The sequence below is a fragment of the Dyadobacter sp. SG02 genome (assembly GCF_900109045.1).
Lineage (GTDB): Bacteria > Bacteroidota > Bacteroidia > Cytophagales > Spirosomataceae > Dyadobacter.
On sequence record NZ_FNYL01000005.1, the window covers coordinates 272,910 to 285,199 of the forward strand.

A 12,290-nucleotide genomic window follows, 5' to 3' on the forward strand; every position below is an offset into this window, starting at 1 on the left:
TCAAATTTTCAGCACTAGCCGGTCTTCCAGCGCTGCGTTCACACCTGCCTCCACGCGTCGCTCGTGCGGGAGCGTGTAGAATTCCACCGTAATCGTAATGCCGCCCGAAGTCCTTTCGAGAAGCACTTTCAGGAAGCCATGTTTGGTATCGCAGCTGTGTTCGAGGTTGATTCCTTCAAACTCGGGCAAATTGCTGTCGAAGCGGTAATCGTTCGTGTAAGCCACCGGGTGGAGCTCGTCGTAACCGCCGCTACCGGCCACTATAAATGGCAACACGCGCCCATTGTGGCCATAATGCCGGCCGAAACGCTGATAATTATGTACGTGGCCGCTGAAAACGATATCGGGATAAATGCCGGTTTCTTCAAAAACGCCTTCCAGCAACTCGATCATCGGCATACTCGACCCGTGGTTAATATCGGCCGAATAGGGCGAATGGTGCAGGCAAAGGATCACGGCTTTTTCTGGACGTTCGCTATCGGCCCTTTTGAGCTCGTTGATCAGCCATTTTCGCTGCTCGTCGGTCACCGCCCCAAATTTTGTCACATTGGAATACAAGCCGATCATATTCGCGAGCGGCGTGAGGAGCGTCCAGTACACATTGGGCTGCACCATACTTTTGCGCGCCGCATTACCGCTGAAAGAAACCGTACGGCGTTCGGTATCACAAAAAACAGCCTTGAATGCGTCCAGGCTGTTGTAACGCACGGGGCTGTCGGGGTTAATGTCGCTATCGTGGTTGCCCGGTATCGCGAAAATCGGGCCGGGATATTTTTGGTAGGGTTCAAAAAACTGCCGTTGGTATTGGCTCGCTTCGCCGTGGTTGTACACCACATCGCCCAGGTGAAAGAGAAACTGCGGCTCGTAGCCGGTTTTCTCGGCTGCTTCAAACTGCTTCACCATCTCTCCCACGACCAGTTTCTGAAAATCCGGCGTTCGAATGCTCCCCGTATCGCCCACCATATGGAATGCGAGCTTGTGCTGATCCGGCACCGGATCAATGGCTTCGAGGTCTAAATGATAAGGATATTTCCCGGACGGTTCCGGAGCAGGCAGGTACTTGAAGCTATCGTCGGGAACGTCTCTTTTGAAAACGGGTTTGGAGAATTTCTTGAAAAAATCTGATTTCATTACGGTTGGCTGCCATTTATCAGCCTTTTGGTATCTTACTGATGGCAAGCTAGCAAAAAAGGAGCTTGGAACTGTAAAATTTGCATTAATTAGACTGTGCGTGTCGCAATGCTTGCAGCTCTTGGACTATCATTTTGATATCAAAATACATAGTTCTGAAATTACATGTTGGTGGTGTTGCTTCGAAGGGATCAACAAATTTGAAGCCGAACCTCGCATAATATCCGGCAATATCATAACCTGTATCGGCATCGTAAAGGGCATCGACTGTTACAAAACGCGCTCCTACTCGGTTGACCAAATTCGTTGTTACATAGTCCAAAGCCCACTCCAATAGCCTGCGCCCGGCTCCTTTCGCCCGCTTGTCGGCGGCAAGCCATCCTATTTTTATCGCCGGAAAGGTGTTATATCCTACCCCTTCATCTTTAAGCAGCGGATAATCGGTTGTCAACTTGTCTGCCATCAATGTGATATAACCGGCGATTTTATTTTCATGCTCGATAACCCAGCATTTGCTGGTGAGGGATTTGCATTCAAGTCGGATCTTCCTTCCTTTAATATAGGTAGCAAAGTCATTTCTGACGCATTTAAAACCCTGACCTAGTTCCTCTAAGTCAGGGTTCATTTCTACCACGTTAAAAGTGGAAAAGTCTACTCCTTCAAATCTTGTCTCCGGCATCGGTTTCTCTCTTAACAATCTGTTCAGCAATTCTTTTTGCAGTGGCGATGCCCTGTTCATTTGCGATATAGCCGCCTGACTTTACAGCTTTCACCAACGCTTTTGCTTCTTTTCCCACCACTGGTTTCGATATTGTGTTACCTGTGTACTTCATCGTGACAGCGTTTGTTATTGAATATTCAAAAATAAGACATTCAACACCAAAAACATTCACCCGAAAAACGCATACTTACCAAACTCCCGGCATAAATGAATAAACGGTAACAATCCCTTACAACCTGACCTCATGATCGCTAATCCGCGTCGGGAACCTCGATGTTACGTTTTCCGCGGCCGCGGGGGCGTAAATGGTGCTGCGGCCTTCGAGGGTCATTTTACCGGTGGTGTCGAGTGTTACGAATGCGTAGAGTGGGTCTTTGTAGTAGTAGGCCCCGCCTTTGGTGTAGACGTACGTGGCGCTGTTAACGATGAAATAATGGACGCCGTTGCGCTGGCCGTAGCGGTCGTCGTGGTCGTGGCCCATGAATACCGTCACTACTTTTGCCGCGCTTCCGCTTTGGGATGCTTTGAAATTTACCTCATCGAAAATTTTCAAAATTTCGTCCGCATTGCCGATTTCATCATAAAAATCAGTCAGGTAAACGGGCTGGTGCATGAATACGACCACCGGGAACCGGGCTTGAAGCAGGTCGGTTCGCAGCCAGTCGAGCTGTTCCTGGTCGGTGAAGCTGCGCTTGGGCGACGGGAGTTTGCCCCAGTTGGAAGTGTCGTAATGCGTGAGGCGGCCGTCGTCTTCTTTCAGGAAGTTGCGGTCCATGATCACGAAATGGAAGCCGCCCTGATCAAACGAATAATACCGCTTCGGCATACCCCAAAATTCCATGATGGTTTCCTTGCTGCAATAGTCCATATCGTGGTTGCCGAGCACATGGTATTTCGGGCCTTTAAAACGGTTCCATTGCGCCATAATGCCTTCGGAGCGGGTATGCCGACAAAAGTCACCGCATTGAATGATAAAGTCCGGGTTCGTTTTAACTACATCATCCATAAACCCGCCCAGCCTCCTCACTTCCTCCTGCCCGAATTGCAAATGATGCAGGTCGGTAATCATGCCGAAACGGATCTTCTGTGCACGGCCGGCACCCGTGGCGGGGATCGAATACGAGTTCTGGTAAATAGCGACGCTTCCCGCCGCTACCCCCAGATTTTTGAAAAAATCTCTTCGCTGCATTATTTAAAAACAGTTTTAACCGGTTCGCCTATGGGATGGTTTGCCGTGAATTTGAATCCCATTAACTGCGCAACCGTCTGCGCGAACTGGTCCTGATACAGCTGCGACTGGCTTTTCATTTCGCCGCTTGCCGGAGTGTCCGGGCCGATGATCGCCATCCAGGTTTCGTTGGAGCCGGGTGCGGAGGTACCGTGGCTGGTCCAGCGGTCGCCGAGGCCGCGACCGTGATCGGGGTAAACGATAATGGTCGTTTTGTCTTTGTAAAACGGATCGGCCTGCATGTATGTCCAGAGGCTCTCGACCATCGCGTCCACGTAATGCGCACCGTCGAGGAAGGAGTCGTACTGGCCGTGGTGACCGAATTCGTCCATATCCGCGAAGTCGATATGCACCACGCGCGGGTGGTTCGCCTCTATGTATGATCGCGTGAGCGCGTACGTATGGGCGTCGAATCGGACGGTTTTTCCAAAATATTCGGGCAGGTAATTTTGCAGCTCGTTGGCCAGTTTCTGGGCTTCGGTAAGTTTACCCGCCTTCACTTTTTCACCGGGAATGTTGACGAGCATGCCGTTACGGTCGCGGTTGAGAATGCGCGAAAGCGCGTCCCAGGAAGCGAACGTCACCACTTTACCTTCGAACCCCTTTTGTTTGTTGAAGAATTCGAGCACATTCTCGTTCGGGTTGTTGGGGTAATCGTTGCTGTTGATTTTCTCGTCGTAATAGCCGCAAAGCGTTTCGCTCCGGCCGGGGTAGGAAAACCAGTATTTGTTCCGCACATTCATCAGGTTGCCCAAATCGCGGTTACCATAAAGTTGCCCCTGTTTAACAATAGTATTCCAAAAGAACGGCATCAGCTTGTTGCGGCGTTCGGCGACGGTTTTGCCCCAGTATTTCGTGCTCATCGCTGCCGAGTCCTGCTGGCGGTATTTTTTGGTATAAAACAAAACCGAATCCGCGCCGCGGAAGATTTCCTGCCAGCGACAGCCGTCGACGGAGATCATGACTACATTTTGGGTTTTGGTTTGGGCCACTGCCACAATGCTCAGAGCGGTGGATAAGGCCGCCAGTATCGAGGTAAGTACAAAGGTTTTCATGATGTTAAGGTTAAGAGCCGGAAAAGTAAAAAGCTCCCGGAGCATTACCCCGGGAGAACGAAAAATCTATTTAATCAACCACATTACGCCATTCTGCGTGTCCGCACCATTAAACTGCGTTTTAAGCGAGGCCTTTACATTCACCTCGTTCGTCGTGTATTCCGCGGTCGGATAGGCCCAGCGGACGGGGATCTGGTTGTTATTCGCATTGGATAGCCCGATGTCGAATGCCGGAATGCCCGTGCGACGGTAGTTGTAGAATGCCTGGCGACCCGAGTTTTCAAAGAATGCCATATACTTCTGTTCGAGTATTTTCTGCAAACCTTTTTCGGTATTGCCCGGATAAGGGTTAGCAGCAAGGAACTTGTCGATTTCCGTTTGGCCGATGTTGTAAAACTTCATCGACTCCGTAACACCCTTGTTGTAATAATCTGCTCCATTGCCCGTGAGCCAGCCACGGTTAATGGCCTCCGCAATGCTGAAATTGACCTCATGCGCACCGAGCTGAATCGCAGGCACGCCGGCGGCCGACGCTTCCCAATAATCGAAATTGATCATCGAAAGTAACCCTTTTCCTGCATCTTCCAGCAATGTCGATTGCAGGTCGCCGGTTTTCCCGCCGCCGTAGCGCAGGTATTGGTCGGCATTACCCTTCAATGCATCGGCGGGCAATGCAACCACGAGTAGCCGTGGATCGCGGGTGGCTTTGGCGATATTTACAAAAGTGGCGCCCAGGGTGTTGCGCTTATCGTTTTTCACCACAACCCCATTGCTCGGCCAAAGCGGGTAAGTGTTGACGGTGTTGTAAACCACCTGGAAATTGTCCGCATTCGTCGTAATGAGCGGGTATTTGGCAGGATCGTTCACAATCGCCGCGAACTGCTGTTTTACGTTCAGGTCGGGCGTGTCGTCGGCACGTTTGCTAAGGCTGATCAGCACGCGCAGGCGGTACGAGTTGATGAGCTTCTGCCATTTCACGAGGTCGCCGCCGTAGAGGTAATCGCCCGAAATCGCCGGTTTTTTCGCGATCAATGCAGGCATTTCTGCATTGGCTTCGTCCAACCATTTCAAAACCTGGATGTAAATGTCCTTCTGGCTGTCATATTTAGGCTTGAAAACCTCGTCGCTTACGCCTTTGATCGCCTCCGACATCGGCACGTCGCCGAACATTTCGGTAGCGCGGCTGTAAAAATACGCTTTGAAAAACTTCGCGAGCGTAAGGTAATGCGTGCCTACGTCGCCGGTTTTGGCCGCTTCGATTTCCATCCGGCTCACATTGCGGAGCGAGTTGTAGTAAGTGTCGTACGAACCGGTAGTCCAGCCGTAGGCCTGACCGTCGTAATAGGCCTCATTCTGCGTCATGAACTGGTTATGACGGTGGTCCGTGCTCCAAGGCGCGTCCCATGCGTTGGTGAGAATGCCCGTGAGGATGAGGTCCGCGGACGGGTTGGTGATCGCGCCGGGGTCCTTTTGCAGGGTGTCGATGTCCTGGCAGCTTCCCAGGCCGAGCGCCAGCGATAATATCATGTATCTGATCTTTTTCATTGGTAATTCCGGTTAGAAAGTCACATTCAAATTGGCCCCGAAACTCTTCACAGACGGCGTCTGGAAGCTCGTGATCGTGCCTGTAAACTGGTCGAGGTCGATGTTTTTGGTATATTTTCCCGTAAAATACAGCAGGTTACGTCCCACGAGCGAGAGGCTGGCGGCTGATGCGAAACGGGTTTTCGAAAGCAGTTTCGCGGGGAAATTGTAGGTTAGCACAACTTCGCGGAGCTTTACGTAAGTGCGGTTCTTGGCAGCGATGTAATTCGATTGATAGTAGTTCGTCGCCCATGCCTGCCAAAGTACCGGCACGTCGTTCGCCGCAAATTCGCGGGTATCCGAGATCACATTACCATCCTGATCGGTATTCAGCTGGCCTTTTACGATGCGTTTTCCGGTGGTCATTACCGAGCCTTTATAATCCGAGTTATCCCGGTTCTGCCAGTCTTTCAGGCGGTATTCATTCGCCGATTCCGGTGCCGTTCCGCTACCGAACTGCTTGGTATACATATAGTTATTAACCTTTCCACCAAAGCGCCCATCCACCTGGAAGCTCAACGTGAACGACTTGTGCGTGAAGGTGTTATTGATTCCCGCGGTGAAGTTGTTGTCGTAATAGCCGATCCTGGAATTGTACGGATTGTAAGCCGGCATCCCGTTGGAGCCTACGATAATGCTGCCGGTTTCGTCGCGCTGGAAATCCTTGATATAATAGGCATCCGCCCGTTCGCCGACGTGGATATTGCCGTCGCGCTGCTGCACGCCGTCGATCTTGTCGAGCCATTTGTGGTTCACCGACCAGTTGGCCGACACGTTCCAGGTGAGGTTCGCATTTTTCACAGCCGTTCCGTCGATTCCCAGCTCGATTCCCTTGCGTACATACGTGAACGCATTGCGCTGCACGCCCGACACACCCGAGGTCACGGACGTAGGCACGCTCACGATGCCAGGCCCTTCGACATTGCGGAACACCGCCGCGTCAAAGCCTAACCGGTTGTGCAGGAAACGCATTTCCAAACCAAGTTCGAGTGTTTTCACACGCGCCGCTTCGAGATTATCACTGTAAAGTGTGCCCGTGTAGCTCACGCCGGTGTAGGAGTTGTTCCAGGGTGCGGAGCTCGTGTAGGTCGGGAGCAGTTTGTAAATGTCGTATTGGAAGTTCTCATCCACAAAATCGCTCGCTACGTTGGCGTAAGAACCGCGCAGCTTCGCGAACGAGACAGCCTGCGGCAAATCGATCACCTCCGAAAGCACTGCGCTCAACGAAGCAGAGGGATAGAAATAGGTATTGTTCTTCTTCGGCATCGTGCTCGAACGGTCGACCCGGCCGGTAAGGCTCAGGAAGAGGAAATCTTTGTAATCCATATCCACAAAACCGTACACACTTCCTACCCAGCGTTTTGCATAGTCGTTGGTCGAAGTGGAAGGCTGTACCGAGTTCGAAAGATCGTATACACCCGGCACGAGCAGCCCTTTGGTGGTCTTACCCGTAAGCGACGTCACTTTGACCGAACGGAGGTTACCGTAAAGCGAGGCATTCAATCCGAAATCGGGGCCGAAACGGTTTTCGTACTTCAATGAACTTTCGGTGTTGTTTTCAAAGAATGTATCATACGTTTCGGAATAGCCGCCCGCCTGGTTCGGGAAGCCAAAGTTGTACAGGTTAGACGAGATCGGGGCGCGCGTGCTGCGGTTGCGGTTCCAGGTACTCACATTGGTGCGGGCATTGAAGGTCAGCTTGTCGCTGATCTTGTAATTCATCTGCGCGAAGCCGTAAACATCGTTTTTGTAATAGGTTTTCAATGCTTCGTAGGCGGTCATCCACGGGTTATCGTAAATGGTATATTCGCGGTTGAACTGCTGTGCGCCTTCCTTGCCCGGCTGCCAATAGTTGCGCAGATCGTTCACATCGTAATCCACACCGCCCCACACGGTAAATATGTAGATCGGGCTTGCAGGGCCGTAATCGAGCGTCGGGTAGTTGGGCGAGTACTGACGGTTGTAGTTGATACTCGCGTCGAAACGCATTTTTTTACCCGCATTGATCCCTCCCGAAATGTTCACATTGGTGCCGCCGAGCTTGGTATTCGGCATCTGGCCGCGCTGGAATGTCTGCGAAAGCGAGAGGCGGAAATCGCCGAAATCGTTTTTGCTGGAAATGGCCAGGTTATTGGTGCTCAGCAAGCCGTTGCGGAGGAAGTTGGTGAGGTTGTTCTTGCCTCTCGCGAGCCACGGAATGGGCACCAGTTCGCCGGTTTGCGGGTCTTTGGGACTATTGTACTGGGTAATGGGCTGCCCTTCGAAACGCGGGCCCCAGATATTGTAGTCGTTGTCGTTGATCCCGCCGCCGCGACCGTCCTTGAATGCATATTCATAATCGCTGCCGGGGCCATATTCCGACTGATATTTTGGGATTGCATTAAAACCCGTTTGCAATTGCGTACTGGAATTGAAATCGACTGTGAAGCCTTTTTTCGAGCCGCTGCCCTTTTTGGTGGTGATGATAATCGCCCCGTTCTGGCCGCGGTTACCGTACAATGCCGCCGCACTCGCGCCTTTCAGTACCGAATAGGTCTCGATATCATCCGGGCTGAGGTTCCACGAATCGGTGTTCATCGGTACGCCGTCTACCACATACAACACCCTGTCCCGGCCGCGCAGCGTCACCTGCGGGCTCGAAAGCAAATCGGGGCTCTGTGCGATCGTGAGGCCCGCTACTTTACCCGTCAGCGAGCTGATCGCATTCGGTTCCCGCGCTTTCACCATGGTAGCACCTTTCACCTCCGACACCGCATATCCGACGGCCTTCTTCTCCTTTTTGATACCCAACGCCGTGACTACCACCTCGTTGAGCTGCCGCTGATCGGCTGTCAATGCAACATTAATCACCGTCCTGTTCCCCACGGCCATTTCCTGCGAGAGGAAGCCGAGAAAGGAAAATACCAGTGTATCTTTCTCACTATCAACCCTCAGAACATAGTTACCCGTCGCATCGGTAACCGTCCCGCGCGAGCTGCCTTTGATGAGGATATTCACACCCACGAGCCCTTCCTTTCCGGCGCCTTCGGTTACTTTCCCGCTGATAGTACGTTCATTCTCGGCCGCATTAAATGTCGAACGTACAAGTTTATACGTATGTGCGTTGGCAAAGGCTTTTCCCCGCATAGCCGCGGTTACATCGGCATGCGCTTCACCGGGGAGCATTGCCGAGAGCCCCAGGCACAGCGAGAGCGCAACAGACCAGCACCCTCCGGGGCGCTTCCGTTCTAAAAACGTAATGTTTTTTTTCATAAGTGATTGTTAATTAGCTGGTATTTCAAGGTCAATACGGTTCCATCGAAAGGCGGAAAGGCCTTTTTTGCAAATGTGCGCGGGGCAGTACTAGCTGACGGCTGACGTCCGAAGCGGCGAGGTATCAGATCCTTGCTGCGTTGTTCAAGAATAAAGGTTTGCTGTTATTTCATGTACAGTCAGGCTTGTGAACAAATACTAAACAATCTTAGATTAGCACTAACTTCAAAACATTCTGCGGCTGAAACCTAAAAGTAAAGTATAATTAAACAATCCAAAAGGATTTTGCAATATTTATCTCAAAATTTTGCCAAATGTGCTCGACCACATCTTTGAAGGTTTACAAATACTCTATATTTCAGCCTTACGATACAAAGATATTTGCAAGCCACCAGAAACAATTTATCTTAATGTTAATTAATATTTAACTTTTAGAGCCCGCCGCAAGACTTCTTGACATATCGGACTGCGCCGTGCACGGCAGCGACGACCATTGTTAAGTATTTGAGAACAAATCAAAACTTTTCATTCCCCTAATAATGACTTAACACCGACGGGGCATCTTTGCGGCACATATGAAGATACTCCGCATAATACTGCTCGCGTTTTCCTCCTGGGTAATCTGGCTGCTGGTGTCCCAGTTCTTCTTCTGCCCCCGCTACCAGTTCAACGCCCCTATTCCATTCGAGGGGGCCGCTCTTTACAACCCCTACGACTCGATCGCCAAAACTGCATGGGTCAAATGCAACTTTCACGCCCATTCGCACGCATGGGAAGGCGTTACGAATGGTCACGGAACGGCAGCCGACATTCATAATGCTTATAAAGCATTGCATTACGGCGTGCATTGCGTGTCAAACTATCACCACATTGACACTACCCATTCTACCAGCGCCAATTATCTGTCGGCTTATGAGCACGGTTATAATATCCGAAAAACGCACCAGCTCGTATTGGGAAGCAACGAAGTGCAATGGCTGGATTACCTTTTTCCGCAAACAACCCATAACAAACAGCACGTACTCAGCCACCTCAACGGCCCTAATAATGTGGTAATACTCAACCATCCTGCCCTAAAAAACGGTTATACGGCCGAAGACCTCGCCGAGCTCACGCATTACGACTGCATGGAAGTACTGAACCCGTCGGTTACCTCCACCGCACAATGGGATGCCGCATTATCAGCCGGTAAGCGGGTATTTATCGTAGGCGACGACGATATTCATGACGTGATCTCCAAAAAGCGGCTCGGTACGAGGTGTACGTTTGTGAATGTCCGAAACAACTCGGCCCGCGAGGTAATCCGCGCATTGAAAACCGGGCAAAGTTATGGGGTGATCATCGGCGAAAACCAAAGGCACGATTCCATCCCGCAGCTGATAAGTCTTTCGGTACGAAACGATACCATTACCGCCCTCATGACGCACATCGCCAGCGAAGTGACCCTAACCGGTCAGAACGGCAAAGTACTCGCCCTGGCACGCCACACGGACCGGATCAGCCACCGCATTACGCCCGAAGAACGTTACGCGCGGGCGACGTTCAAGTATGCGAATGGGACGGAGATATTCTTGAACCCGGTTTTCTTCACGCCCCAAAACGGGTATCAGCCGATGCCCGTTTATGAGGATTTCAATGAGACGATGTTTTTTCGGAGCATAGGCACGTGCATCCTGGGCGTGTGGCTGCTGCTGGTGGTACGTTTGATAACCGGCCAACGGCCGCAGCGCTACGGCCGACGCAGACTCTCATGGTGATAGAACATCTCCAAAAACACCCCGTAACCGTGCTGGTGGTCGTTTTTACGATCATCCGCCTCCTCATCGCCAACCTGATCAACCTCGGCAACGACGAGGTGTATTACTTCACCTACGCCGTCCTGCCCGACTGGAATCATTTCGATCACCCGCCGCTGGTCGGGATTTTCATCCGCCTTTTTACATTCAACCTGCATTGTAATGCCGAGGTGTTCGTGCGCATGCCGGGCATTGTCGCGGCGGCCATCAATACCTGGCTCATAGCGCGGCTGGGAGCCTCCATCAAAAACCGGAACACGGGTCTCATCGCTGCCATACTTTACAACTCTTCTGTTTACACCAGCATTCTTTCCGGCATTTTCATCCTGCCCGACTCCGTACAGCTCACCTTCTGGCTGGCCGCATTATACACAATGCTGCATTGCATCAAAGCCACAGCGCTGACCGACATTCGCCGGTATCTGCTGCTTACCGGACTTTTTATCGGCCTTGCAACGATGAGCAAAGTGCATGGTGTATTTCTATGGTTCGGCTTTCTGGGATTTATCGTTTCCGATCGCCGCGGGCTGCTCAAAAGTCCTTATTTATACCTGGCTATCGGCCTTACCGTGTTACTGGCCTCTCCGATATTGTTCTGGAATATCGGCAACGACTTCATTACCTGGCGGTTTCACAGCGAACGCGTGACGGTGAGCGACAGCGGCATGAATATCAAATCCTTTTTCAGGACAACCATCGGGCAGGTTTTGTATGCCAATCCATTCCAGATTGTCCTATTTATACTAACCGGCAAAACAATAGCGCGGAGACTTTCCATTCACACTGCCACGGCCGTCGACGCTACCTCAGCGGCATTGTTGTTATGGTGCAGCTTGCCCATTATCGTCTGTACCACGCTCATTTCGCTTTTTCGTGACACCCTGCCGCATTGGAGCGGACCCGGTTTCCTGGGGCTCATGTTACTAGGGGCAGCCTGGACCGACCAATTTATTTCCCCAAACCGCCATAACCTCCCCAAAAAGCTGCTCTTAGCTTCCGCAGGACTGATCTTGTTCGTTTTCACGGCCGGGCCGCTCCTTATCCGCTGCTACCCCGGCACCATGAGTTCCAAACCCTCCCCCCATACGGGCGCGGGCGACGCTACCTTGGACATTACCGGCTGGGAACAATTGCTACCCGCATTCGAGAAGCTGCGCAACGACGACATCGCCGCCGGCAAAATGGCGCCGGATGCGCCGATGGTCGTGCATAAATGGTTTCCGGGCTCGCATATTTACTACCACGTCGCTTACCCGCTCGGGATGCGCACGGTGGGCGTCGGGAAGCTGGAAGATCTTCACCAGTTTGCCTGGCTGAACCGGATTTACGGCCAGGTCGCGGCCGGTTCGGACGCCTGGTACATTTCCCCATCCAACAATTTCAGCGATCCTGCGGAGCTATATGAAGGACAATTCGAACGGTTTGAAAAGGCCGGAACCATAACGCAGCGGCGCAACGGGAAGATCGCAAGGTACTGGTTTGTATACCGGCTCAGGAATGCGCGGCAATGACTGCGAACTACC

General features: G+C 51.8%; 9 protein-coding genes. 2 read left to right on the top strand and 7 right to left on the bottom strand.

Annotation, left to right across the window (positions count from 1 at the left end; all coding sequences use genetic code 11):
- From BMW93_RS14085 to BMW93_RS14110, 7 genes are all read right to left on the bottom strand, one after another.
- On the bottom strand, window positions 1-1,131 hold the full coding sequence (locus BMW93_RS14085) for a metallophosphoesterase (RefSeq protein ID WP_090376962.1): 1,131 nt from the start codon (window positions 1,129-1,131) through the stop codon (window positions 1-3).
- A gap of 85 nt (window positions 1,132-1,216) precedes the next feature.
- Window positions 1,217-1,756 (bottom strand): GNAT family N-acetyltransferase, encoded by a 540-nt coding sequence (locus BMW93_RS14090; RefSeq protein WP_229240431.1) that lies wholly within the window; start codon window positions 1,754-1,756, stop codon window positions 1,217-1,219.
- A gap of 34 nt (window positions 1,757-1,790) precedes the next feature.
- Window positions 1,791-1,964: a hypothetical protein gene (locus BMW93_RS35435; RefSeq protein WP_177194085.1), complete on the bottom strand. Its 174-nt coding sequence runs from the start codon at window positions 1,962-1,964 to the stop codon at window positions 1,791-1,793.
- A gap of 117 nt (window positions 1,965-2,081) precedes the next feature.
- Window positions 2,082-3,041: a metallophosphoesterase gene (locus BMW93_RS14095; RefSeq protein ID WP_090376969.1), complete on the bottom strand. Its 960-nt coding sequence runs from the start codon at window positions 3,039-3,041 to the stop codon at window positions 2,082-2,084.
- Window positions 3,041-4,135: an alkaline phosphatase family protein gene (locus tag BMW93_RS14100; protein ID WP_177194086.1), complete on the bottom strand. Its 1,095-nt coding sequence runs from the start codon at window positions 4,133-4,135 to the stop codon at window positions 3,041-3,043. Before BMW93_RS14100 ends, BMW93_RS14095 begins: the two co-directional genes overlap by 1 nt.
- A gap of 66 nt (window positions 4,136-4,201) precedes the next feature.
- On the bottom strand, window positions 4,202-5,680 hold the full coding sequence (locus tag BMW93_RS14105; protein ID WP_090376975.1) for a SusD/RagB family nutrient-binding outer membrane lipoprotein: 1,479 nt from the start codon (window positions 5,678-5,680) through the stop codon (window positions 4,202-4,204).
- 12 nt (window positions 5,681-5,692) lie between these two features.
- The gene (locus BMW93_RS14110; protein WP_090376978.1) at window positions 5,693-8,971 is read right to left on the bottom strand and encodes a SusC/RagA family TonB-linked outer membrane protein; all 3,279 of its coding nucleotides are present in this window, start codon (window positions 8,969-8,971) and stop codon (window positions 5,693-5,695) included.
- A 575-nt stretch (window positions 8,972-9,546) separates the two neighbouring features.
- On the opposite strand from BMW93_RS14110, the gene BMW93_RS14115 reads away from it, so the two are divergent.
- Together BMW93_RS14115 and BMW93_RS14120 are read left to right on the top strand one after the other, a co-directional pair.
- Window positions 9,547-10,728: a hypothetical protein gene (locus tag BMW93_RS14115; RefSeq protein ID WP_090376982.1), complete on the top strand. Its 1,182-nt coding sequence runs from the start codon at window positions 9,547-9,549 to the stop codon at window positions 10,726-10,728.
- Complete coding sequence (locus tag BMW93_RS14120) at window positions 10,722-12,278, top strand: glycosyltransferase family 39 protein (RefSeq protein WP_090376984.1); 1,557 nt, start codon at window positions 10,722-10,724, stop codon at window positions 12,276-12,278. Before BMW93_RS14115 ends, BMW93_RS14120 begins: the two co-directional genes overlap by 7 nt.
- Window positions 12,279-12,290: the final 12 nt, after the last annotated feature.

Coding starts and splice junctions, on each gene's coding strand:
- BMW93_RS14115 (WP_090376982.1), top strand. CDS start 9,547: ATGAAGATACTCCGCATAATACTGCTCGCGTTTTCCTCCTGGGTAATC.
- BMW93_RS14110 (WP_090376978.1), bottom strand. CDS start 8,971: ATGAAAAAAAACATTACGTTTTTAGAACGGAAGCGCCCCGGAGGGTGC.
- BMW93_RS14120 (WP_090376984.1), top strand. CDS start 10,722: ATGGTGATAGAACATCTCCAAAAACACCCCGTAACCGTGCTGGTGGTC.
- BMW93_RS14095 (WP_090376969.1), bottom strand. CDS start 3,041: ATGCAGCGAAGAGATTTTTTCAAAAATCTGGGGGTAGCGGCGGGAAGC.
- BMW93_RS14105 (WP_090376975.1), bottom strand. CDS start 5,680: ATGAAAAAGATCAGATACATGATATTATCGCTGGCGCTCGGCCTGGGA.
- BMW93_RS14085 (WP_090376962.1), bottom strand. CDS start 1,131: ATGAAATCAGATTTTTTCAAGAAATTCTCCAAACCCGTTTTCAAAAGA.
- BMW93_RS35435 (WP_177194085.1), bottom strand. CDS start 1,964: ATGAAGTACACAGGTAACACAATATCGAAACCAGTGGTGGGAAAAGAA.
- BMW93_RS14090 (WP_229240431.1), bottom strand. CDS start 1,756: ATGAACCCTGACTTAGAGGAACTAGGTCAGGGTTTTAAATGCGTCAGA.
- BMW93_RS14100 (WP_177194086.1), bottom strand. CDS start 4,135: ATGAAAACCTTTGTACTTACCTCGATACTGGCGGCCTTATCCACCGCT.